Source organism: Cellulomonas sp., assembly GCF_965229465.1.
Taxonomy (GTDB): Bacteria; Actinomycetota; Actinomycetes; order Actinomycetales; family Cellulomonadaceae; genus Cellulomonas.
This window is the reverse complement of record NZ_OZ245882.1, coordinates 1,367,397-1,388,785: the sequence shown is the minus strand read 5'-3', so window position 1 is coordinate 1,388,785 and position 21,389 is coordinate 1,367,397. Positions and strand designations below refer to the sequence as shown.

Genomic DNA, 21,389 nt, shown 5'->3' with positions numbered 1-21,389 from the left:
CCTGCCCCTCCGGGCAGCCGGTTGGTCGGGTCGAGGGCACGTCCGGGTGCGCTGCCGGGCACGGCACCGACGTCGGCCGCCCGCCTATCGTCGGTGAGAGAGCCCTGCCGCACAGGAGGAGGGCCCCCATGCGAAGCTCAGCAGTGGCCGTCCGTCGCAACCGGACCGCGCCGCCGCATCGTCCGAACGCTCCTGGCGCGGACGTCGGACGCATGCCCGTCACGCCCGCGGCCGCGCTGGCGCTCCAGCGCGCGGCAGGCAACCGGGCCGTGCAGCGGCTCGTGCAACTGCGCGAGCCACCGCGACCCCCGCGGATCCTGTCGCCGGCCGATCGCGCGGCGTTCGTGGCCGCCGAGCTGCCGACCACCCGGGAGCGCCGGGCAGGGCGCGAGGTCATGCGGGACATGGCGGCCACGTCCAACGTGCTGGACTTCGCCTCGCGGAGCGAGCTGCGTGACGAGCTGGTCAAGAGAGTCACGATGATCACCGTCATGGCGGACGCGCAGGAGTCGCGCGGCGGCCTCGCCCCGTTCGGCTACCCGTTCACCGGGGCGAGCCCCTACTGGGGTCCGCGGGTCGGGTACGCGGCGCGAGACCTCTGGGTCCCGCCGACGCCCGACGGGTACGACCGGCGGCTCGATGCGGCGAAGCGCGCGACGATCCGCGGGTTGCCGCGCAGCCAGCGGCACACGGTGTTCGGCGACCAGGGCTCGTCGTACCAGTTCCGGCTCAGCCCCACGGGGGTCCGGGACCCCTGGGACGCGATCATGCTGCTGTTCGAGCCGCAGCCCCCGCACAAGCGCACGCTCGTGCACTGCGACTACCTGGTCTCCCTGGTGCACTTCCGCGCGTTCATGGCGGTGAAGGGCAAGACAGCGTTCAACGCCGCGATCGCCGCGCACGGCCCGGGCCGGGTCGTGCTGAAGTACGACCTGTTCACCGAGCTCGAACCCTCCGTCGGCCATGGCGCCGGCGCCCGGCCCGGCCTGGGGAGCATCCGCCAGGTCGTCCCGTCGTCCGAGGGCGACCTCGTGCTGGGCGACCACGTCTACTTCTTCAACCACCCGGGCTACGACCTGATCAACAAGAACGTCGGCAACGCATGGCGGCTCGAGAACGCGGTGCTCGTCGCGCGTCGGGGTGGGGCCGACGTCTTCCTCGGGCACGGTTCCGGGCGACGGACGCATGCCGAGATGCGCGGCAAGCTCGCCGAGGAGTACAACGACGTCGCCCGGATCGTGCTGGCGCTCGTCCGCCGCACCGGTCGTGGGTCGGCGGCCTCCCGCACCGCCGCGCGCACGGAGCTCGGGGCACGTTTCCCGGACGTGGTGCAGGTGGCAGGGGCGTGGCGCGTCGTGGGCACGGGCATGCTCGGGGTCGCCGTCGACATGCCGCTGCGGCTGCTGCGGCCCGCCGACGTGCCGGGGCTGTTCGACCCGAGCAGTCCGGGTGTGCTCTACCGGGTGCGTCGCGCGGCTGAGTCAGCCTGAGCCGCGGCGGCCTGGCTGGTGGTGCTGTCACCGGCGCCCGACGTGTCCCGGCGCAGGTAGTGCCACGCCAGGAACGCGCACACCAGCCCGTTGAGGAACCCCATGCTGACGTCCGTCAGGCTGTGCATCCCGCGGTAGAGCCGGGCCGTGCCGACGGCGATCGGGATCAGCAGGCAGACGATCGTCACCACGATGCGCAGCGCGCGGTTGCCGATCCGCTGGGCCAGCATCGCGAGCACGACGTAGAACGCGGTCGATGCTCCGGTGTGGCCGCTGGGGTAGGCGGAGGTGGGCGGAGAGTCGTCGAGCTTCTCCACGTCGGGGCGCTCGCGGCCGACCACCAGGGCGGCCGTCATGAACACGAGCGCCTGCACGGCGATGGCCTGCGGGGGGATGACCGCCACCCACCACTGCTTGGTGCGCCACCAGAACAGGGCCACGAACAGCACGCAGGCGCCGATGATGAACTCGGTGGTGCCGATGGCGGACAGGACCGCGGTGACGGCGTCGAGCGTCTCGGTGCGCTGCGCCACGAACCACTCGTTGACGGCGGCCTCACCGGGCAGGTTGTCCAGAGGGCCGGTGATGAGGAACCCGACGCCGACGACGACCACCCACAGGCCTACGGCGGGCAGCAGCACGCGGACGGCGAAGTCGCGCCAGGCCTCCTTGGGGGTGGGGGCCGAGGAGTCCAGCTCGTAGCGGTGCAGGAAGGTGTGCATCACGTCTCCTGGTCGGGGGCGGTCGCGGACCAGCCGCTGTAGCCGAGGTAGGACGCCCCCGCGAGGGCCGTCCCGAGCGCGAACCCTGCGACGACGTCGGAGGGGTAGTGCACGCCGAGCATCACCCGGTCGAGGCCGGTGAGCAGCGTGACGGTGGCGGCCAGGACGGGGACGACGACGCGTCCGCGGCGGCCGAGCAGCGGCCAGACCAGCAGGGTCAGGGTCAGGGCGACCGCCGCCGTGTTCGTCGCGTGGCCGGACGGGAAGCTGGACCCGGGGGCGTGCTCGAGGGCGTCCTCCACCACCGGACGCGCCCGCTGCACCAGCCCCTTCGCGCCCAGCTGAAGGGCCCACGCGGCCATCACGGTGAGGAAGGCCCACAGCGCGCGGGTGGTCAGCCCGTGCCGCCGCCAGACCCAGACGCAGACCAGCGTCGCCGCGAGGTTCACCCACTTCGCCTGGAACGCCTGCTGCCAGACGACCAGCGCCTGCTGGAGGTCCGGGTGGGCGCGCGTGAAGTCCGTCGCCGCCTGGATCGCCTGCTGGTCGAGCCGCAGGATGTCGTCCACCTGTGCGCGGACGACGTAGGCGAGCAGCGCGACGGGCACCGTGAACGCCACCCCGAACGCGGCGGCGCGCAGCAGCGCACGGCGGCGGAGCGGCAGCGGTCGCATCCCCGGAGGCTAGGTCTGCCGGGCCGCGCGCGCGCGTCGAACGGTCAGCCGACGGTCGTCACGACCGTGCCCGCGGGCGCCTGCCACACCAGGTCGAGCACGTCGTCGCCCACCCGGACGCAGCCGTTGGACACCGCACCCGTGCCGCGCAGGGTGGTGGTGTGGATGGCGGTCACCGCGGTACCGGTGGGCTTGTCGTAGTGGTCGATCGTCTCGCTCTGCGTGGAGAGCAGCAGCACCCGCGGGGTGGTGGTGCCGGGCTCCAGCCAGCGGGTGCCCAGCAGGAACGCAGGGACGTGCGGGGTGGGGGTCGCGGGCGAGCCCGTCGCCTTCACGGGCAGGACGTGCGTTGTCGTGCCGTCGTCCACCGTGATCGTCTGCGCGGCGGCGTCCACCTGGATGGTCCAGTCCGTGCCGGCGGCCTCGGTGTCCGCGGAGTCGATCCAGACGCTGCGGCCGTTGACCTGCGCGACGTCCTGGCTGGGCAGGGCGCCCCGCGTGGCCACCATCACGCGCAGCCACCGGCCGCGCTGGTCGATCACCGGGAGCGTGGTGCGCACCTCGAGCGTCAGGGCGGGGACGACGCCGAGCGGGGTGCCGGCGGGAGCAGCGCGGGCCGCGGTGTCCCGGACGACGACCGCGGTCTGCCACCGGCCCAGCGACGGGTCGTCGTTGGCGCGCTGCGGGAGGCCGTCGGTGCCGGGCAGGCCGGGGACGACGTGCAGCAGGTCGACCACCGGCAGGGTGGCCAGGTCGGCGGCGGGGGGTGCGGGGACCGCCGGTGCCGATGCCTTGTCGACGGCGACCGGGGCGGCGACCACCACGTCGGCCGGGGGGTCGGCGACGGGCGCGTCCGCGCACGCCCCGGCGAGTGCCAGGACGGCCAGCGCGGTCAGCGCCGCGATCGTCGTGCGAACCACTCGTGCCCCCGTCGTCCGGGCCATCGTGCGCCCCGCCGGCGCGATCGGCCAACCCGGCACCTGTCGCCACCGCCGGATCCCCGACAGGATGCATGTCGAGAACCAGCCCGCGGCTCCGACCACTCCACGAGAGGGCCGGCCGGGCCCTCAGAGACGGAGTGCACACCGTGAAGTACATGCTGCTCATGAACTACTTCGTCGAGGGCGTCCCCCCGATCGACCAGTGGGCGCCCCAGGACGTGCAGCGGCACATCCAGTTCCAGCACGACCTGGGCGCCGAGCTGGTGGCCAACGGCGAGTTCGTGGACGGGCAGGGTCTCGCGTGGCCGGCGACCGCCAAGCTCGTGCGCAGCGACGGGATCTCCGACCCGGTGGTCACCGACGGCCCGTTCCCGGAGTCCAAGGAGTTCCTGGCCGGCTACTGGACGGTCGACGTCGAGGACGAGGCCCGGGCGATCGCGATCGCCGCGAAGGCGTCGGCGGCGCCCGGACCCGGCGGCGTCCCGATCCAGCAGGTGTTCGAGGTGCGCGCCCTGATGGAGGCGCCCGCTCCTGTCGAGTGACCCGACCCTCGAGGACCTGCTGCGCGAGCTGGCGCCGCAGGTCCTCGGCGTGCTGGTCCGCCGGTCGGGAGATCTCGCGGACGCGCAGGACGCGCTGCAGGACGCGCTGCTGGCCGCGACGACCCAGTGGCCCGCGCAGGGCGTGCCCGACAACCCGCGGGCGTGGCTGGTGGTCGTCGGGCAGAACAAGCTGGTCGACCGGTACCGCAGTGAGGAGGCGCGACGCCGTCGGGAGGAGCTCGTCGGCACCATGGAGGCCGTCGACGCGGGCGACGCGTTCGAGACCGACGACTCGCTCCTGCTGCTGTTCGGCTGCTGCCACCCCGCGCTCAGCCCTGCGTCGGCCGTCGCGCTGACGCTCCGCTCGGTCGGCGGCCTGACCACGGCGGAGATCGCCCGGGCGTTCCTGGTGCCGGAGGCCACGATGGCGCAGCGGCTCAGCCGGGCGCGGCGGACCCTGCGCGACCTGGACGGGCCGTTCCGGATGCCGTCGGCGCAGGACTATCCCGCGCGGCTGCGAGCGGTCCTGCGCGTGCTCTACCTGATGTTCAACGAGGGCTACGCCAGCACCACCGGGACCTCCGTGGCCCGGGCCGACCTGTCCGCCGAGGCGCTGCGGCTGACCCGGACCCTGCACGAGAGCCTCCCCGACGACCCGGAGGTCGCGGGCCTGCTCGCGCTGGTGCTGCTCACCGACGCCCGCCGGCCCGCCCGCACGGGTCCGCGCGGGGAGCTGGTCTCGCTCACGGACCAGGACCGCCGGCTCTGGGACAGCGCGATGGTCGACGAGGGCGTCGCGCTGGTCGAGGACGCCCTGGTGCGGGGCTCCGTGGGGGAGTACCAGCTCCAGGCGGCGATCGCGGCGGTGCACGACGAGGCGCCGAGCACGGACGCCACGGACTGGCCGCAGCTGCTGGCCCTGTACGGACTGCTGGAGCGCATGACCGGCAACCCGATGGTCACCCTCAACCGCGCGGTCGCGCTCGCCATGGTGCACGGCCCCGACGCCGGGCTCGCCCTGCTGGCCACGCTCGACGACCGGCTGCCCGGACACCACCGGCTGGCCGCGGTCCGTGGACACCTGCTGGAGCGGGCGGGCCGACCGGGCGAGGCCGCCGACCAGCTGCTCCTGGCCGCGCGCGGCACCACGAGCCTCGCCGAGCGCGACTACCTGCTGGTGCAGGTGGCACGGCTGCGCCACGGTTCGGCATCCTGAGTCGCGTGGCCGTCGACCCGCACATCCTCCTCTCGCCCGCCGTCACCAACCTGCGCGACCTCGGGGGCCGTGCCACGGCTGACGGCGGGGCGGTCGCGACGGGGGTCGCGTTCCGCTCGGCCGAGCTGGCGGACCCGTCCATCAGCACGGACGCGGTGCTGGCCGGGCTGCGGATCCGGACCGTGGTGGACCTGCGCACGGAGGCGGAGAGGTCGAGCCGCCCCGACCAGCTGCCCGCGGGCGCCCGCCTGCGGGTGCTCGACGTGCTCGCGGACCTGCCCAGCGGCGCCGCCGCACAGCTCCCCGCCGCGCTGGCGGGGGGCGGGGCCGACGCGCTCGCGGGTCTGGACCTGCCCGGGCAGATGCTCGACGTCTACCGGCGGCTGGTGGTCGGCGGGGCGGCGCGGAAGGCGTACGCGGGCCTGATCCGCACGGTGATCGACGCCGAGCAGCGAGCCGTGCTGTTCCACTGCACGGCCGGCAAGGACCGGACGGGGTGGGCGACGACGATCCTCCTGCTGGCCGCGGGGGTGGACGAGGAGGGCGCGATCGAGGAGTACCTGGCGGTCAACCCCGCCGTCCGGGCCACCTACGCGCCGCTGCTCCAGCAGTTCGGCGACGCCGGCGGGGACCCGGACGCCCTGCGCCCGCTGCTCGAGGTGCGGGCCGAGTACCTGCACGCCGCGCTGGCCCTCGTCCGGGAGCGTTTCGGGTCGTTCGGGGGGTACCTGTCGGACGGCCTCGGGCTCGGTGACGTCGAGGTGGAGGCCCTCCACAGGACCCTGCGCGCGGACGGGTGAGCGTTGGACCGTTCGGGTGGTCCGATATGTCCGATCTTGCCGACTCACCCGGTCGGGCTGACGATGGGCGGATCGCACCTCCCGCGACGCAGCGTCGTCTGAACCCAGGCGCCGAGGGAAAGGCATGCCTGTGGCCGACGAGATCGTCTCCCCCATCCGACGGGGCGCGCACGACATCGCACTCGAGCGCGACCGGGTCCGCCGCAAGCGCGTCTACCGCGTCGCGGCCGTGCTCCTCGCGGTCGAGGCCTACGTCATCGGCAGCGCGCTGCTGGGCCGGGACCTCGTCCCGCCGATGCCGACGATCGACCCGCTGGTGCTGGTCCCGGTGCTGTTCTTCGCGGCGCTGCTGCTGCTCCTGGTCGCCACGCAGGTGGGCACGTCGCGGTCTCCGCACGTGGTCTACCGGCCCGAGCAGGTGGACGTGCACCTCGACGACGTGATCGGCATCGACCCCGTCAAGGAGGACGTGCGCCGGTCGATCGACCTGTTCCAGACGCACAAGCAGTTCGCCGAGCAGATGGGCGGCACCCCTCGGCGCGGCCTGCTGTTCGAGGGCCTGCCCGGGACCGGCAAGACGATGACCGCCAAGGCGATGGCGGCCGAGGCCGGGGTGCCGTTCCTGTTCGTGTCGGCGACCTCGTTCCAGTCGATGTACTACGGCGCGACCGCCAAGAAGATCCGCGCGTACTTCAAGGCGCTGCGCAAGGCGGCCCGCACCGAGGGCGGCGCGATCGGGTTCATCGAGGAGATCGACGCCATCGCCACCCGGCGCGGGGGCATGTCGGCGGCCGCGGTGGCCTCCAGCCCGTTCGACGCCTTCCGCGTCCCGCACGTGGTCACCAACGCGGTGGTCAGCGAGGGGACCGGTGGGGTGGTCAACGAGCTGCTGGTCCAGATGCAGTCGTTCGACGAGCCCACCGCGGCCGACAAGTTCGTCAACTGGTTCATCGCGCGCGCCAACCTGCTGCTGCCCGCCGCGCGTCAGCTCCAGCAGCGCAAGCCGGTGAAGGCTCCGATCCTGCTCATCGCGGCCACCAACCGCGCCGACTCCCTCGACCCTGCGCTGCTGCGCCCGGGCCGGTTCGACCGGCGGCTCACGTTCGCCACCCCGGACGCGGTCGGTCGACGTGCCCTGGTGGACCACTTCCTGGCGCGCCGGTCCACCGGCTCCGAGCTGGACGACCCGGCCCTGCGCGACCGGATCGCCGCCGCGACCAACGGCTGGACGCCCGTGATGATCGAGCACCTGCTGGACGAGGCGCTGGTCAACGCCCTGCGGCGCGGGTCGATGGCCATGACGTACGCGGACATCGAGCACGCCCGGATCACCGAGATGGTCGGCATCGGTCAGCCCGTCCGGTACACGGTGGCCGAGGAGCGCCTGATCGCCACCCACGAGGCCGGCCACGCCGTGACGGCCTGGCTCGCCGCCCCGAACCGCACCCTCGAGGTGCTGACGATCGTCCGCCGCGGCGACGCGCTCGGCCTGCTCGCGCACGGCGACTGCGAGGAGGTCTGGACGCACTCGCACTACGACCTGCGCGCGCTCGTGCAGATCGCGATGGGCGGCTGGGTGGCCGAGGAGCTGTTCTTCGGGCAGACGAGCACCGGGCCCGCCGGTGACCTGGCGTCCGCGACGCGGACCGCCGCGCAGATGGTGGGCGCGGCCGGCATGACGGGGTCGCTCATCTCGTTCGCCGCGACGCCGCACGACCTGGTCTCGGCGGTGCTCAGCGACGGGCAGGCGCGGGCCCAGCTGGAGGCCGTCCTCGATGACGCCCGCAGCACGGTCCGCCGGCTGCTGTCGCGGCACCGTCACCTGGTCGAGGCGCTGCGGGACGCGCTGCTGGAGCGGCACGAGCTCATCGGAGACGAGATCACCGAGGTGCTCGAGGGCGCCACGCTCGCCCAGCAGCAGCTGCTGGAGCGCGAGGAGTCCGAGAAGAGCGCGGCGGTGGCAGCCGGGGCCGCGGCGCAGGCCGCCATCGCGGCGGAGCGGCTGCGGGTGGCTTAGCCTTCGGGGCGTGCCCGAGGGTCATACCGTCCACCGCGTCGCGCGGCAGCTCACGCAGGACCTCGTCGGTCGGCGGCTGGCGGTGAGCTCGCCCCAGGGGCGGTTCGCCGCCGGCGCCGCGCGGCTCGACGGGCAGGTGCTCGTGGCCGCCGACGCGGTGGGCAAGCACCTGTTCTGCACGTTCGAGTCCGGCGACGTCCTGCGGGTGCACCTGGGCCTGTACGGCGCGTGGGACTTCTTCGGCTCGCTGACGCCGCTGACGCCCGGCGGGTTCGCCGTGGGCAGCATGGGGGCGCCGCGCCTGCGCCGGGCCGTGCGGATGGGCGAGGGCGAGCAGGAGCGTGCGGTCGGCGAGGTGTTCCCGCCCGAGCCGGTGGGTCAGGTGCGCGTGCGGCTGGCGAGCGAGGCCACGGTGGCGGACCTGCGGGGACCGGCCGCGTGCGAGGTGCTGGACCCCGACGGCGCCGCCGCCGTGGTCGCCCGGCTCGGGCCGGACCCGGCGTCGACCGACGACCTCGCGGCGGCCGGCGAGGTCATGGTCGCGCGGCTGACCTCGCGGAACGTGGCCGTCGGCCAGCTCCTCATGGACCAGTCCGTGGTGGCCGGCATCGGCAACATCTACCGCGCGGAGCTGCTGTTCCGCGCCCGCCTCGACCCGCACACCCCGGGCCGACGCGTGCCGACCGACGTGGCGCGAGCGCTGTGGGACGACTGGGCGGTGCTCCTGGCCGAGGGGATCCGCGCGGGCGCGATCGTCACGCGCGAGGACGCCGACCCCGCCGAGCGCTTCTGGGTTTACCGCCGCGCGGGCCTGCCGTGCCGGGTGAGCGGCACGCCGGTGGTGGTCGAGCAGATGGCCGGCCGCGCGCTCTACTGGTGCCCGGTCTGCCAGGTCTGAGCCAGGTCAGTCGTTGAGGGAGACCTCCAGCGCGGTCAGGGTGATGGGCCAGGCAGTGATCTGCTCGGCGTTGTCACCGAACGTGCCGCCGTTCGCGCACTCGAACGTGATGTGGCCCGGTCCGGTGATGACGGCGGTCGCCGAGACGACTCCGCCCGCCGTGAGGCCCGCGGGTGCAGCCGCGGCGAGCTCCCCGTAGCCCTGGCGGCTGTCGTCCTGGTTGATGTCGCAGTACGCGATCGCGCGGTCGCCGTTGGTGGTCATGGTGGACTGCGCCTGGACGAGGTAGGTGACCCCGGCCTCGACGTCGAGGGCGGCCAGGACCGCGGAGTTCTGCGGGTTGATGAGCACGGCCGAGCCGGGAGTGTTGTCCCCGACGAGCAGGGTCGGCGCACCGCCCTCGCCGGCGGGTCCCGCAGGCCCGGCGGGTCCGGCAGGCCCGGCGGGTCCGGCGGGTCCAGCAGGTCCAGCAGGGCCGGCAGGGCCGGCAGGGCCTCGCTTGTTCCAGCTGATCGGCCGCTCCTTGAACGGACCCGGCTTGGTGACGCACGAGCCCAGCGACCCGGACGCGCCGGGGGTCAGGACTCGCAGGATGCCGGTCTTCTGGTTCACGCACCCCTGGTAGGTGGTCCCCGGCGGGGAGCTCAGTGCGGCGGTGGTGAGACTGGCCGCTCCCGCGGCGAGCAGTCCGACGACGGTGACCTGTGCCCAGCTGTGACCCCGCATGGCGACTCCTCGGGCGCGATGTGTGCGGTGGTGGGATCTTCACCCTCCCGCTCGGGCGCCGGAGCCGTCAACGGAGTCCGAGCAGCGACCGCCACGCGCGGTGGTGCTCGACCGTGACCCCCTCGTAGCCGGGGACCGTGCCGAACGCGTCGGCGACCAGCGCCGTCTCGGCCTCCAGCACCGCGGGGCCCTCGTCGATGAACGTGTACTGCGCGCCCCCGGCCACCTCGGCGGTGTCCGTCTCGACACCGACCGTGAACGGCAGCCCGGCCGCCGACGCCGCGACGACCGCCGGCGCCGCCAGCGAGACGATCCCGTCGGGACCCTGCGCGTGGTCGCTGAACGCGACGACGCCCACCCGCCCGACGCGCGCGAGGACGGCGTCGAGCAGCGTGCCGCCCTCCCACGCCTCGTGCGCCAGCCACCACGGGGTGTCGACGCCCAGCGCGACGCCGGGAGGGAGCGCGGCAAGCACGCCATCGAGCAGGGTGAACCACTGCGCGCAGAGCCGGTCCCGGTCGGTGCCCCAGGTCGGGGTCGCCCACGGCTCGACGTCCAGCTGGAGGCTGTCGCTGGGGCCGGAGCGCAGGGCGGCCAGCGCCCAGGTGACGGCGAGCGACGGCTGGCCGAGCCAGCCCGGGTCACCGCCGAGCGGTCCCACCGCGACGCCCGCGGCCCGGAGGGCGGTCGTGGCGGCGCCGAACCAGTCGCCCACCGGCCCCTCGTCGGCGGCCCACGGCGCGGACAGGAACACCCGCTGGAGCGCGCGCTCCTGGCAGAACGCGACCAGGGCGGCGGGCTCCGCGGCGGCGTAGTCGCGCCCGCGGGCGTCGAGGGAGCGCGGGACGGGGTTGTCCCACGCCCACATCGAGGTCAGGGCGCTCATGAGAACACCCGCTCGCCCACGGGGACCTCCGCCGCGAGCGTGTTGGCGCGGGTGGCCAGCGGGCAGGTCCACGCTGGGTCGTAGGCGCAGGAGGGGTTGTACGCGAAGTTCAGGTCCACCACGAGCCTGTCCTCGGCCATGCCGAGGTCGGCTCCCTTGATGGTGTCGAGCAGGTAGCGACCGCCGCCGTAGGTGTCGGGCGACGCGTCCTTCACAGGCACGAACAGTCCGCCGGCGTACCCGCGCAGCCGCCAGACCGCGAGCGTGCCGAGGTCGCCCACCTCGACGTCGGCGATGCGTTCGAACGGCACCACGCCGTCGGTCCCGGTGCTCACGTCGAGGCGCTGCTCGGGGGCGGGCCGGAGCTCGCACTCGAACCGGTAGGCGGCGTCGTAGTGCGGGATGTCGAGGCCCTCGAACGACGCCTTCGCCGCGGCATCCAGCGGGGACGCGGGGTGCTCGGCCAGCAGCACGTCGCGCCTCTGGACCCAGGTCGCGTGCGCGGCGGACGGGTCGTCGGCGCCGAGCCGGCGGACGTCGGCGTAGATCTCGGCGACGCGGCGCCGCCAGTCCGCGACGGCGAACGGCTCGTCGGCGGGATGCCTGCCGGGCACGATGACGGGGAATCCAGCGCTCACGGCCCCACCGTCGCACGGCGCGGTGCGCGGGGTCGACCTGTGTGAGGCTGGTGCGCATGGATCTGCGCATCTTCACCGAGCCCCAGCAGGGGGCTTCCTACGACGACCTGCTCGCCGTGGCCAAGGCCACCGAGGACCTGGGCTTCGACGCCTTCTTCCGGTCGGACCACTACCTGAGCATGGGCGACGGGGACGGGCTGCCCGGCCCGACGGACGCCTGGACGACGCTCGCCGGGCTGGCGCGCGAGACCAGCCGCATCCGCCTGGGCACCCTCGTCTCGTCGGCCACGTTCCGCCACCCCGGGGTGCTCGCCATCCAGGTGGCGCAGGTGGACCAGATGTCCGGCGGCCGGGTCGAGCTCGGCCTCGGTGCCGGCTGGTTCGCGCAGGAGCACGCGGCCTACGGGATCCCGTTCCCGGAGAAGCGGTTCGGTCTGCTCACCGAGCAGCTCGAGCTCATCACCGGCCTGTGGAGCACGCCCGTCGGCGAGCACTACGACTTCGCCGGCGAGCACTACACGCTGAAGCACTCGCCCGCGCTGCCCAAGCCCGTGCAGTCGCCCGTGCCGATCATCGTCGGCGGGAGCGGGCCGAAGCGGACGCCCGCGCTCGCTGCCCGCTTCGCCGCCGAGTTCAACATGTCGTTCCCCGCGCCCCAGGACGTCGAGGGTCGCGTCAAGACGGTCCGGGCCGCGTGCGAGGAGGCGGGCCGGGACCCGTCGACCCTGGTCTTCTCCGTGGCACAGGTGCTGTGCGCGGGGCGCGACGACGCGGAGGTGGCCCGCCGGGCGGCCGCGATCGGGCGGGACGTGACCGAGGTGCGGGCCGTCGGGTTCGCCGGGACGCCGACCGCCGTCGTCGACCGGATCGGGTCCTACCGCGAGCTGGGTGTGACCCGGGTGTACCTCCAGGTGCTCGACCTGCACGACCTGGACCACCTGGAGCTCGTGGCGTCGGAGGTGGCGTCGCAGCTGGGCTGAGGCCCGCTAGGGTCCCGGCATGCGCGGCCTGTACGCACTCAAGCCCTGGTACACCCGACGACTCGACGGCATCGTCCGCTGGGCCGAGGACCGGGACGTGTCTCCGGACGTCTTCACGTGGCTCGGCGTGCTCAGCGCCGCGGCCGCCGGCGTCGTGATCGCCCTCGGCTGGTGGCTGCCGGCCCTGCTGCTGCTCGCCGGGCGTCTCGCGGGCGCCAACCTCGACGGGGCGGTCGCCCGGGCGCGCGGGGTGTCCCGGCCGTGGGGGTTCGTGGTCAACGAGATCGGCGACCGCGTCAGCGACCTGCTCATGTTCGCCGGGCTCGCGGTGCTGCTCGGGCGGCTCCAGGGCGGTGCCGCGGTCGGGTTCGTGCTCGTCGCCGCCGTCGTCGCGACCCTGCCGACGTTCGTGTCGCTGGCCGGCGCGGGGGCCGGTGCGCCGCGGATCAACGGGGGGCCGTTCGGCAAGACGGAGCGCTGCCTCGCGGTGGTGCTCATGGTGGCGATGCCGGGGCTGTCGCCGCTGCTGCTCGCGGTCATGATCGGGTTGTCGCTGGCCACGGCCACGACGCGGTTGCGGCAGCTGCGCCGGGTCCTCGGGTGATCCCGGACCTCGAGCTGCACCTGCGCCTGGCCGCCTGGCACCTCGACCTCGAGGGCCGGGCGGTCTGGCTGCTGACGGTGAGCGTGGCGATCCTGGCGGTCGCCGCGATCCCCGTGTTCCTGTCGGGCAAGCCGGAGCTGCGCCGGCGCTGGACCACGTGGGCGCTGATCCTGCCGGTCATCGGCATCCCCATGTGGCTGGGCCCCGGTCCGACGGCCGTGCTCGCGACGCTGCTGGCTCTGCAGGCGGTGCGCGAGTTCGCCGCGATGGTCCGCCTGCCCCGAGCGGAGACGATCCTCCTGCTGGTGCTCGCGGTCGCCTACCCGATGGCGGCGTGGCTGGACCCCGACCTGCTCGCCCTGGTGCCCCTGGTGGCGCTGCTCTGCGCGGTCCCCGCGCTGCTCACCGGTGACTCGGAGCGGGGGCTCGAGCGCGCCACCCTGACCGCGTTCGGGTCGATCTGGCTGTGCTGGTCGCTGGCCAACCTGGTGCTCGTCGGCAGCGACGCGTACCTGCTGTGCTTCGCGGCGGCCGCCACGGACATCGCGGCCTGGTGCGGTGGGACCGGGCTGCGCCGGTTCGCGTGGGCGCGACGACCACTCTCCCGGCTCAGTCCGAACAAGACCGTCGGAGGTATGGTCGGAGCCGCCGTCGGCGCAGCGATCGTGCTGGTCGTGCTCGATTCCGCCTCGCCGGGCCTGTACGTCGCCGTGCTGCTCGGGAGCGTCGGAGGAGACCTGTTGGAGTCCATGGTGAAGCGTCGCGCCGGGGTCAAGGACGCGGGCGCGTGGCTGCCCGGCTTCGGCGGCCTGCTGGACCGCGTCGACTCGCTGCTGCTGGTGCTCCCGCTCGCGGCGGTGCTCGCATGACGGCCCGCCGCCGGGTCGGCCTGCCGCCCGGGTTCAACCTCGCGGGCGCGGCGCGGCACACGTTCTGGCGCAACGTCTTCCACCTGGTCGGCGGGTACAAGGTGCGCGGGGCGGCGCCGTACGAGGCGATGGTCATCGTCGCCAACCACAGCTCGCACGCCGACACCCCGGCCCTGATTGCCGCGTTCCCGGCGCCGTACAAGCCCGTGGTCGTGGCGGCCGAGGACTACTGGTTCGACAAGGCCTGGATGCGCCTCGGGCTCAAGCTGGCCATCGGTGCCGTCCCGGTGCACCGCAAGGGCGGCGGGGGCTACGCGGGGCTGGTGGAGGGCGCACAGGCCGTGCTGGGCACCGGGTCCAGCCTGCTGGTGTTCCCCGAGGGCACGCGAAGCCCGGACGGTCGCCTGGGCGAGCTGCGCAGCGGTGCCGTCCGGATCGCCCGCGAGTTCGACGTCCCGATCCTGCCCGTCGCCATCGTCGGCACCCACGACCTGCTGCCCAAGGGCGGTCGCCTGCACCCGGGGCCTGTCGAGGTGCGGCTCGGGCACCCGATCCAGCCGGAGGACCTCGACGACGACGACATGTCTCCCGTGGTCCACCAGCTCGAGGCGCTGCTCGCCGAGGGGCCGGCGACGTGGTCCGAGTCCCGCACGTGGCAGGTGCTGCACCGCGCGATGGACGGGAAGGCCGGGATGGCCGGCGCCGCCGCGTGGGGGTTCGCCGAGGGGATCAGCTGGCCCGTGACCATGGAGATGTACCTGGCGGTGGTGGGCGTCGCCAACCCGCGCCGGATGCTGCCGGCCATCGGGTGGCTGACGGCGGGGTCGGTGGCGGGCGTGCTGGTCACCTCCGAGCTGACCCGGCGCGGTCTGCGCCCACCGGCCCCCCTGACCACCGCGAGCATGCGGGCGGCGGCGGCGGAGCACATGGCCGCGGGCGCCCGGGGCGTGTGGAAGCAGGCCGCCAACGGCGTGCCGGTCAAGCTCTACGCGGCCGCGGCGGGCGACGCCGGGATCCCCCGACTTCCCCTCGCGGCGCACACGGCGGGCGCCCGCGGGGCCCGGGCACTGGCCATGGGCGCCGGTATCGGCGGGGCGGCCGCGATCGCGCACCCCGTGCTGCGGCGGTTCTACGTGCCGTACCTCGGCGTGCTCGGGCTCGGCTACGCGGCCGGGCTGGCGCTCGTGATCCGGTCCTGGCGGCGCAAGACGTCGGGCTGATCGTCGGGGGTCCGCCGGACCAGGGCGACCACGGTGTGCACCAGGAGGACGACGAGCGCCACGTTGCGTGCGGCGAGCACGAGCGTGACGCCGGGCCCGCCGAGGATCACCTCGTCGTAGAACCACGGGAAGACCACCTGCGTGGCGCCGGCGATGCCGAGCACGAGCCATGCCGTGGTCCGCCAGCCGGGCAGCCGGAGCGCCAGCGCGACCGCGACCGGGGGCGCGAGCCAGCCCATGTACTGCGGCGAGCCCACCTTGTTGAACACGATCATCGCGAGCGTCAGCAGCATCGCCCCGCGGACCAGCAGCTCCGTGCGCACGATCCCGCCGGACCACAGCCGGGCACCCAGCTGCTCACGCCGCCACCAGAGCAGCAGCGCCGCCGCGCCGATCGCGAGGAAGAAGAGAACCCCCAGCACGTCTGCGGCGCCCTGCGTCCCCGGGCCGTGGAGCTCCCAGGTGACGAGCGGCTCGTTGAGCTCCCGCGTGATGGTGGGCGTCCAGAGCGCCGCGAGCAGCCAGGGCGTGGCGCCGGGTGCCTCGATCTGGAGCCCGCGCGCGTCCTGCTCGGTGAGAAAGGACGCCGCGTGGGGCAGGCCGCCGAGGGCCGTCACGGTCCCGACGACGACCACGCTGACCACGGCGGCCGGGACGACCACGCTGCGCCACGGCCGGCGCACGGCGCAGAACACGGCGATGAGCAGGACCCCGGGCGCCACCTTGACCCAGGCGGCGGCCGTCAGGAGCGCCGACGTGATGCGCGGGTGGTCGAGCGCGAAGCTCAGGGCGACGACGACGACCGGGGCGACGACGGCGTCGAGCCGCCCCATGGCGATCGGGCCGAGGAGCAGCAGGAACGCCAGCCACCACCAGGCGCCGGCGGTCGTGCCGTCACCGTCAGGCCGACCGGGGCGGCGGACCCGGAGCAGGACGACCACGGCGACCGCGTCGAGCACGGTGACCAGCAGCGACCACACCGCCGCGTACGCCGACCCTCCGCCGGTCCCGCCCAGGGCGGCGACCAGCATGGGCACGACGGCGCCGGCGGGGTACACCCAGTCACCCGAGAGCACGGGCCACTGCCCGTCGTGGATCCCGAGCCACATCCAGTAGCGGTAGAGGTCCAGGTCCCAGAAGGCCTTCTGGGGGATGAGCACCAGCCCGACCAGCGCGAGCCAGCCGTGCACGACGACGAAGGCGACCCAGACGGCCGTGGCGGAGCGCAGCAGTCGACGGAGCAGCGCGACCTCCGGGAAGCGGGGCCGTGACGTGGCCGACGGACGGGCGGGCTCTCAGGCTAGCCCGCGCGTCGAGGCCGGGGTGGTGCTGTTCGCGGTGGGATCAGGGAGTCCGGCCGGGATCCAGGGGCGGCGGCACCGTTCCGGTGGTGGCGCCGGCGACCGGGAACACCGCTGGGCGCGTGGCGTCGAGGTACGCGTCCGCCGACTCGGCGTCGTCGGGCGCGGGCGGGGCCTCGGGAGCCGTCTGCGGAACGGGATCGGGGCCGTAGTTGGACTCGGTCATCGTCGACCTCCCACGTCGTGCGCGGTCGGCGACCGCGGTCATGGTTCCACCGTGGCACGACGGGAGGACGACCGCACGATCAGCCGGCGGCAGGCGTCTCGGTCACGGCGGGGGCGGCGGGTGCGACGACCTGGTCGAACGGGATGCACCCCTCGGGGGCGACGAGCGGGACCGCAGGGTCGAGGACCACCGTGTCCAAGGGCTTGAGCTCGGCGAACTCGGCGCCCAGCGCCAGGTCGACGGAGGCGTCGACACGGGCGTCGAGGACGAGCACCGCGCCGTCGACGTGCGCGGCGAGCGTGTACGCCTGGGCCACGCCGGTGGTGCCGAAGATGATGCGGGCCGTGCCGTCGTACGTGGCGAGCGCGTTCTCGGTGAGCGCGATGACGAAGCCGCGCGCCGCGAGGCCCTCGGCGGTTGCTCCCGCGAGGCCCACCCGGGTGGTCGCGTTGTAGACCTTGACGGTGACCTGGGCGGCAGGCACGGGAAGCGCGCCCGCCGGTGGGCACGGGTACGGGTCCTGCGTGGCGGTCGGGGACGGTGCGGCGGCGAACTCGCGCGCGAACACGGGCAGGTGCAGGCTGCCGGTGAAGATCGCGGCGGCGCCGAGGCCGGCCAGTGCCAGGGCCGCCAGCAGCACGCCGAAGATCACGGCCTGGCGCTCGTGCATGTGCCGTCGACGCAGCTGACGACCGCGGTCCTGCTCCGTCACTTGACCACCAGAACTCGTGCGTGCAGGAGCGCTCGCTGGTGGAGCGCGGCCCGGACGGCCCGGTGCAGGCCGTCCTCCAGGTACATGACGCCGCGGTACTGGACGACGTGCGCGAACAGGTCGCCGTAGAACGTCGAGTCCTCCGCGAGCAGCGCGTCGAGGTCGAGGGTCCGCTTGGTGGTGACCAGCTCGTCGAGCCGCACCTGGCGCGGGGGGACCTCGGCCCACTGCTTGGCCGTCTCGAGCCCGTGGTCCGGGTAGGGCCTGCCCTCGCCCACCGCCTTGAAGATCACGGTCGGAGTCTAGGTGACGGGCGCGTCGACCGTGCCCACCCCACGGGTGACCTCTCCGGCGGGTTGCGCGGACGGGCTTCCGGATAGCGGTTTCCGCCGTCGGGAGCGCTCCCGACGGCGGAATCCTGCGAATGTCGCAGACCGGGTTGACTCGGGTGAACCAGGCGATACGGTCGTGATCGGTCGGGGTCAAAGGCGCCCCCGGCCTTCCTCACGAGGGACTCGTGTCCGCGTGGGGGACGCCCAGCCGATTGAAAGGATTCAAGGATGAGTCTGACGCAACGACGAGGACGAACGGTCACCGGTGCCGCGCTGCTCGCGGGCTCCGCGCTGCTCCTGGGCACGCTGGCGGCCGCCCCCGCCTCCGCCGCGCCGGCCGCGGCGACGCTCGGGCACGGTCCGACCAAGGGGCCCGACGGGCTGACGCTCGAGCGCCTCGACCGCGGCCTCGTCGCTGCAGTCACCGGCGAGGGCGTGTTCCTGTCCTGGCGGCTGCTGGCCAGCGAGGTCACCGGTGCCACGGCCACGGGTCTCACCGGCCCGGACTTCGCGGTCTACCGCGACGGGGTCAGGGTCGGCACGGTCACGGACTCCACCAACTTCGTCGACCCCGCCGGCACGGCGACCTCCCGCTACCGCGTCGCCGCGCTCGTCGGCGGCGTCGAGGTGGACGGCACCGACGCGACCCCGTGGGCGCAGCCGAGCCTCGACATCCCGCTGCACAAGCCGGCCGACGGGGTCACCCCCGTCGGCGAGGCGTACACCTACTCCGCCAACGACATGTCCGTCGGCGACGTGGACGGCGACGGCCAGTACGAGTACATCGTCAAGTGGGACCCCTCCAACTCGAAGGACGTCAGCCAGCTCGGCTACACCGGCAACGTCTACGTCGACGCGTACGAGCAGGACGGCACCCAGCTCTGGCGCATCGACCTGGGCGTGAACATCCGGGCCGGCGCGCACTACACGCAGTTCCCCGTCTACGACTTCGACGGCGACGGCAAGGCCGAGCTGATGATGAAGACGGCCCCCGGCAGCAAGATCACGCGGTACGCGGCTGACGGCTCGGTCGCCAGCTCGACGTACGTCTCGCTGCCGAAGCGTGACCGCGACGCCGGGGTCACCGACACGGTCGACTACCGGCTGAGCAAGACGGGGTACTTCGACCACCTGGTCACCATGCTCCAGGGCTGGAGCAGCCACCCGGAGGTCGTCGCGGGACACTGGCCGTCGACGGTCGAGGCGGCGCTGGGGATCGCGCCGCAGTACGCGTACCCGCTCTCGGTCCAGGACGCCACGGCGCTCGCCACCTACTTCATCGACGTCTACGCGCCCAGCCGCAGCGCCCGCAACCTGCTGCGCAACTTCGAGGGCTTCATCGTCGACGGCCCCGAGTACCTCACGGTGTTCGCGGGGGCCACCGGCAAGGAGCTCCAGACCATCGACTACAAGCCGGGCCGCGGCGACGACGGCCTGATGTGGGGCGACTACGCCATGGCCCGCATCGAGCCTGGCAACCGCGTCGACCGCTTCCTGTCCGGCGTGGCCTACCTGGACGGGCAGACGCCGTCGGCGGTGTTCGCCCGCGGCTACTACACGCGCACGACGCTGGTCGCGTACGACTGGGACGGCCGCTCGCTGAAGGAGCGGTGGTACGTCGACTCCGGCCACGTCCCCATGACCAACCCGTTCAACGACGGCCCGCACGGCCGCGACGGCACCGACCCGGTGTACGGGACGATCACCACGCAGGGCTTCCACTCGCTGTCGGCCTCCGACGTGGACGGTGACGGCAAGCAGGAGATCGTCTACGGCGCCGCGACGATCGACGACGACGGCTCCGTCCTGTACTCGTCGTTCGACACCCTCCCGCCCGGCAGCGCGGCACCCGGCCAGGTGGTCCGGCTCGGGCACGGCGACGCCATGCACGTCACCGACATCGACCCGGACCGCCCGGGCCTGGAGATCTACACCTCGCACGAGGGCGCGACGTTCGCGCCCTACGGCATGGACCTGCGGGACGCGAAGACCGGTCAGGTGCTGTTCGGCAAGTACTCCGGGGCCGACACGGGCCGCTCGATGATCGGCGACGTGCTCCCCGGGGTCCGCGGGCTCGAGGTCTGGGCGAGCCTGCCCGGCGGCTCCGGCTCGCTGGGGCTGTACTCGGCGACGGGGACGTTCACGCCCGGCGCCATCCCGGGCACCAACATGAGCATCAAGTGGCTGCCCGACGGCACCACGCAGATCGTCAACGGCTCCGCGGCCCAGGATGTCACCATCGACGACTGGACCCGCGGCCGCCAGCTCACCGCCACCGGGACGCGCTCGAACAACGGCACCAAGGGCAACCCGTCGCTCGTCGCGGACGTCCTGGGCGACTCGCGCGAGGAGCTGCTGGTCCGCACCGAGGACTCGTCGGCGATCCGGCTGTTCACCAGCACGGCGCTGAGCCACACGAAGATGTACACGCTCATGCAGGACCCGCAGTACCGCGTCGAGGTGGCCCGTCAGCAGACCACCTACAACCAGCCGTCGGACGTGGGCTTCTACCTGGCCTCGGACACGGACTACACGCAGGTGCCCGTGCCGTCGTACTACGCGCCGGGCAGCATCGACGCTCTGCGTGACGCGACGAAGGCCCAGATCGCCGCGGGTGCGGTGAAGGGCGTCGCCGTCGCGGGGCTGCTCGCCGCGCTCGAGGTGGCCGATAGGGCGGCCGACGCGGGCAACGAGAAGATCGCGGTGAAGTCGCTGGAGGCCTACGTCCAGCTGCTCACGCCGCGGTCCCGGCTCTCGACGGTCACGCCGACCGCGCGGGCGGTCCTCGGGTACCAGGCGCAGCAGGTGATCTCGATGCTCGACTGAGCATCGACGGAGGAGCGCGCGGGCACGCGCGGCCTCGGGGCGCCGGTCGGGGTCACTACCGACCGGCGCCCTTTCTTGCCAGAAGACTGAACGAGTGTTTAGTCTGGTGAACGTGCGTTCAGCCGATGACCTCACCACTCGCGCCCGCATCCGCGACGCGGCGGTCGTGCGGTTCGGTCGCGACGGGTTCCGCGTCGGACTGCGGGCGATCGCGGCGGACGCCGGCGTGAGCCCGGGGCTGGTGATCCACCACTTCGGCTCCAAGGAGCGGCTGCGCGGCGAGTGCGACGCGCACGTGCGGCGCACCATCCGCGAGGTCAAGGCGGAGGCGATCACGCAGTGGTCGCCCGGGCAGATCCTCGGCGAGATGAGCAACGCGGCGGAGTACGCCCCGCTGGTGGGCTACGTGGTGCGCTGCCTGCTCGAGGGCGGCCCGCTGGCGGCCGAGTTCGTCGAGGGGATGGTCGCCGACGCGGCGGCGTACCTGGAGGAGGCCGTCGAGGCCGGCACGGTCCGCCCGTCGAGCGACCCGCCCGGCCGGGCGCGGTACCTCATCGCGACGACCGTCGGCATGCTCCTGATCGCGCAGCTGGAGGCCGACGCCGGCCGGGGGGTGTCCCCGACCGTCGACCCCGCGGGCGCCCTCGGGCAGATGTGGCAGACCGTGCTCCTGCCCGGCCTCGAGATGATGACCGACGGCCTGCTCACCAGCAGCGACCTGCTCGACGAGTACCGCACGGCGATGGCCGGTGACCCGTCGCCCTGACCG

22 protein-coding genes are annotated in these 21,389 nt (G+C 73.7%); 12 read left to right on the top strand and 10 right to left on the bottom strand.

Features of this window, described 5'->3' with window-relative positions; all coding sequences use genetic code 11:
- Positions 1–212: 212 nt before the first annotated feature.
- Positions 213–1,490, top strand: a complete 1,278-nt coding sequence (locus ACO06A_RS06570) for a hypothetical protein (protein WP_421735228.1) — start codon at positions 213–215, stop codon at positions 1,488–1,490.
- Here ACO06A_RS06570 and ACO06A_RS06565 read toward each other — a convergent pair.
- From ACO06A_RS06565 to ACO06A_RS06555, 3 genes are read right to left on the bottom strand one after another with little or no spacing between them, the layout of a single operon-like run.
- Entirely contained in the window at positions 1,457–2,212 is a 756-nt protein-coding gene (locus ACO06A_RS06565) for a phosphatase PAP2 family protein (protein ID WP_421735227.1), read from the bottom strand. The genes ACO06A_RS06570 and ACO06A_RS06565 overlap by 34 nt on opposite strands.
- Positions 2,212–2,886: a phosphatase PAP2 family protein gene (locus tag ACO06A_RS06560; RefSeq protein WP_421735226.1), complete on the bottom strand. Its 675-nt coding sequence runs from the start codon at positions 2,884–2,886 to the stop codon at positions 2,212–2,214. The genes ACO06A_RS06565 and ACO06A_RS06560 overlap by 1 nt, the downstream gene beginning before the upstream one ends.
- A gap of 44 nt (positions 2,887–2,930) precedes the next feature.
- The gene (locus tag ACO06A_RS06555) at positions 2,931–3,806 is read right to left on the bottom strand and encodes a murein L,D-transpeptidase (RefSeq protein ID WP_421735225.1); all 876 of its coding nucleotides are present in this window, start codon (positions 3,804–3,806) and stop codon (positions 2,931–2,933) included.
- A gap of 176 nt (positions 3,807–3,982) precedes the next feature.
- On the opposite strand from ACO06A_RS06555, the gene ACO06A_RS06550 reads away from it, so the two are divergent.
- The 5 genes from ACO06A_RS06550 to ACO06A_RS06530 all read left to right on the top strand — a co-directional run bounded on the left by ACO06A_RS06550 (position 3,983) and on the right by ACO06A_RS06530 (position 9,300).
- The gene (locus ACO06A_RS06550) at positions 3,983–4,369 is read left to right on the top strand and encodes a YciI family protein (RefSeq protein WP_421736026.1); all 387 of its coding nucleotides are present in this window, start codon (positions 3,983–3,985) and stop codon (positions 4,367–4,369) included.
- Positions 4,359–5,585 (top strand): RNA polymerase sigma factor, encoded by a 1,227-nt coding sequence (locus tag ACO06A_RS06545; RefSeq protein ID WP_421736025.1) that lies wholly within the window; start codon positions 4,359–4,361, stop codon positions 5,583–5,585. The genes ACO06A_RS06550 and ACO06A_RS06545 overlap by 11 nt, the downstream gene beginning before the upstream one ends.
- A 5-nt stretch (positions 5,586–5,590) precedes the next feature.
- Complete coding sequence (locus ACO06A_RS06540; protein WP_421735224.1) at positions 5,591–6,385, top strand: tyrosine-protein phosphatase; 795 nt, start codon at positions 5,591–5,593, stop codon at positions 6,383–6,385.
- Positions 6,386–6,509: 124 nt separating this feature from the next.
- Positions 6,510–8,402 (top strand): AAA family ATPase, encoded by a 1,893-nt coding sequence (locus ACO06A_RS06535; protein WP_421735223.1) that lies wholly within the window; start codon positions 6,510–6,512, stop codon positions 8,400–8,402.
- A gap of 10 nt (positions 8,403–8,412) precedes the next feature.
- Positions 8,413–9,300, top strand: coding sequence for an Fpg/Nei family DNA glycosylase (locus ACO06A_RS06530; protein ID WP_421735222.1), 888 nt, complete (start codon positions 8,413–8,415; stop codon positions 9,298–9,300).
- Between the two features lie 6 nt (positions 9,301–9,306).
- On the opposite strand, the gene ACO06A_RS06525 is transcribed toward ACO06A_RS06530, so the two are convergent.
- The 3 genes from ACO06A_RS06525 to ACO06A_RS06515 form a co-directional block, all read right to left on the bottom strand.
- Positions 9,307–10,026 carry a hypothetical protein gene (locus ACO06A_RS06525; RefSeq protein ID WP_421735221.1) on the bottom strand — a complete coding sequence of 240 codons (720 nt, stop codon included), beginning with the start codon at positions 10,024–10,026 and terminating at the stop codon, positions 9,307–9,309.
- Between the two features lie 67 nt (positions 10,027–10,093).
- Entirely contained in the window at positions 10,094–10,912 is an 819-nt protein-coding gene (locus ACO06A_RS06520) for a hypothetical protein (protein ID WP_421735220.1), read from the bottom strand.
- Positions 10,909–11,550, bottom strand: coding sequence for a DUF1684 domain-containing protein (locus ACO06A_RS06515; protein WP_421735219.1), 642 nt, complete (start codon positions 11,548–11,550; stop codon positions 10,909–10,911). The genes ACO06A_RS06520 and ACO06A_RS06515 overlap by 4 nt, the downstream gene beginning before the upstream one ends.
- Positions 11,551–11,606: 56 nt before the next feature.
- On the opposite strand from ACO06A_RS06515, the gene ACO06A_RS06510 reads away from it, so the two are divergent.
- Genes ACO06A_RS06510 through ACO06A_RS06495 form a run of 4 tightly spaced genes read left to right on the top strand, consistent with a single transcriptional unit; the run spans position 11,607 to position 15,223 of the window.
- A complete protein-coding gene (locus ACO06A_RS06510) occupies positions 11,607–12,530 on the top strand; it encodes an LLM class F420-dependent oxidoreductase (protein WP_421735218.1) in 924 nt (307 codons plus the stop codon).
- Between the two features lie 19 nt (positions 12,531–12,549).
- Positions 12,550–13,134 carry a CDP-alcohol phosphatidyltransferase family protein gene (locus ACO06A_RS06505; protein WP_421735217.1) on the top strand — a complete coding sequence of 195 codons (585 nt, stop codon included), beginning with the start codon at positions 12,550–12,552 and terminating at the stop codon, positions 13,132–13,134.
- Positions 13,131–14,003, top strand: coding sequence for a phosphatidate cytidylyltransferase (locus tag ACO06A_RS06500; RefSeq protein ID WP_421735216.1), 873 nt, complete (start codon positions 13,131–13,133; stop codon positions 14,001–14,003). Before ACO06A_RS06505 ends, ACO06A_RS06500 begins: the two co-directional genes overlap by 4 nt.
- Entirely contained in the window at positions 14,000–15,223 is a 1,224-nt protein-coding gene (locus tag ACO06A_RS06495) for a lysophospholipid acyltransferase family protein (RefSeq protein ID WP_421735215.1), read from the top strand. The genes ACO06A_RS06500 and ACO06A_RS06495 overlap by 4 nt, the downstream gene beginning before the upstream one ends.
- On the opposite strand, the gene ACO06A_RS06490 is transcribed toward ACO06A_RS06495, so the two are convergent.
- From ACO06A_RS06490 to ACO06A_RS06475, 4 genes are all read right to left on the bottom strand, one after another.
- Positions 15,166–16,413 carry a hypothetical protein gene (locus ACO06A_RS06490; protein ID WP_421735214.1) on the bottom strand — a complete coding sequence of 416 codons (1,248 nt, stop codon included), beginning with the start codon at positions 16,411–16,413 and terminating at the stop codon, positions 15,166–15,168. The two genes, ACO06A_RS06495 and ACO06A_RS06490, sit on opposite strands and share 58 nt — an antisense overlap.
- Before the next feature lie 154 nt (positions 16,414–16,567).
- On the bottom strand, positions 16,568–16,750 hold the full coding sequence (locus tag ACO06A_RS06485) for a hypothetical protein (RefSeq protein WP_421735213.1): 183 nt from the start codon (positions 16,748–16,750) through the stop codon (positions 16,568–16,570).
- Between the two features lie 79 nt (positions 16,751–16,829).
- Positions 16,830–17,462 carry a LytR C-terminal domain-containing protein gene (locus ACO06A_RS06480; protein WP_421735212.1) on the bottom strand — a complete coding sequence of 211 codons (633 nt, stop codon included), beginning with the start codon at positions 17,460–17,462 and terminating at the stop codon, positions 16,830–16,832.
- Entirely contained in the window at positions 17,459–17,755 is a 297-nt protein-coding gene (locus ACO06A_RS06475) for a type II toxin-antitoxin system VapB family antitoxin (protein ID WP_056087555.1), read from the bottom strand. Before ACO06A_RS06475 ends, ACO06A_RS06480 begins: the two co-directional genes overlap by 4 nt.
- Before the next feature lie 267 nt (positions 17,756–18,022).
- On the opposite strand from ACO06A_RS06475, the gene ACO06A_RS06470 reads away from it, so the two are divergent.
- The gene (locus tag ACO06A_RS06470) at positions 18,023–20,620 is read left to right on the top strand and encodes a rhamnogalacturonan lyase (RefSeq protein ID WP_421735211.1); all 2,598 of its coding nucleotides are present in this window, start codon (positions 18,023–18,025) and stop codon (positions 20,618–20,620) included.
- 112 nt (positions 20,621–20,732) lie between these two features.
- Entirely contained in the window at positions 20,733–21,386 is a 654-nt protein-coding gene (locus tag ACO06A_RS06465; protein WP_421735210.1) for a TetR family transcriptional regulator, read from the top strand.
- The last annotated feature ends 3 nt before the right edge of the window (positions 21,387–21,389 follow it).

Bases quoted from the DNA above. Each gene is read 5' to 3' on its own strand.
- ACO06A_RS06570 (WP_421735228.1), top strand. From the start codon at position 213: ATGCCCGTCACGCCCGCGGCCGCGCTGGCGCTCCAGCGCGCGGCAGGC.
- ACO06A_RS06565 (WP_421735227.1), bottom strand. From the start codon at position 2,212: ATGCACACCTTCCTGCACCGCTACGAGCTGGACTCCTCGGCCCCCACC.
- ACO06A_RS06560 (WP_421735226.1), bottom strand. From the start codon at position 2,886: ATGCGACCGCTGCCGCTCCGCCGCCGTGCGCTGCTGCGCGCCGCCGCG.
- ACO06A_RS06550 (WP_421736026.1), top strand. From the start codon at position 3,983: ATGCTGCTCATGAACTACTTCGTCGAGGGCGTCCCCCCGATCGACCAG.
- ACO06A_RS06535 (WP_421735223.1), top strand. From the start codon at position 6,510: ATGCCTGTGGCCGACGAGATCGTCTCCCCCATCCGACGGGGCGCGCAC.
- ACO06A_RS06525 (WP_421735221.1), bottom strand. From the start codon at position 10,026: ATGCGGGGTCACAGCTGGGCACAGGTCACCGTCGTCGGACTGCTCGCC.
- ACO06A_RS06520 (WP_421735220.1), bottom strand. From the start codon at position 10,912: ATGAGCGCCCTGACCTCGATGTGGGCGTGGGACAACCCCGTCCCGCGC.
- ACO06A_RS06510 (WP_421735218.1), top strand. From the start codon at position 11,607: ATGGATCTGCGCATCTTCACCGAGCCCCAGCAGGGGGCTTCCTACGAC.
- ACO06A_RS06505 (WP_421735217.1), top strand. From the start codon at position 12,550: ATGCGCGGCCTGTACGCACTCAAGCCCTGGTACACCCGACGACTCGAC.
- ACO06A_RS06495 (WP_421735215.1), top strand. From the start codon at position 14,000: ATGACGGCCCGCCGCCGGGTCGGCCTGCCGCCCGGGTTCAACCTCGCG.
- ACO06A_RS06485 (WP_421735213.1), bottom strand. From the start codon at position 16,750: ATGACCGAGTCCAACTACGGCCCCGATCCCGTTCCGCAGACGGCTCCC.
- ACO06A_RS06470 (WP_421735211.1), top strand. From the start codon at position 18,023: ATGAGTCTGACGCAACGACGAGGACGAACGGTCACCGGTGCCGCGCTG.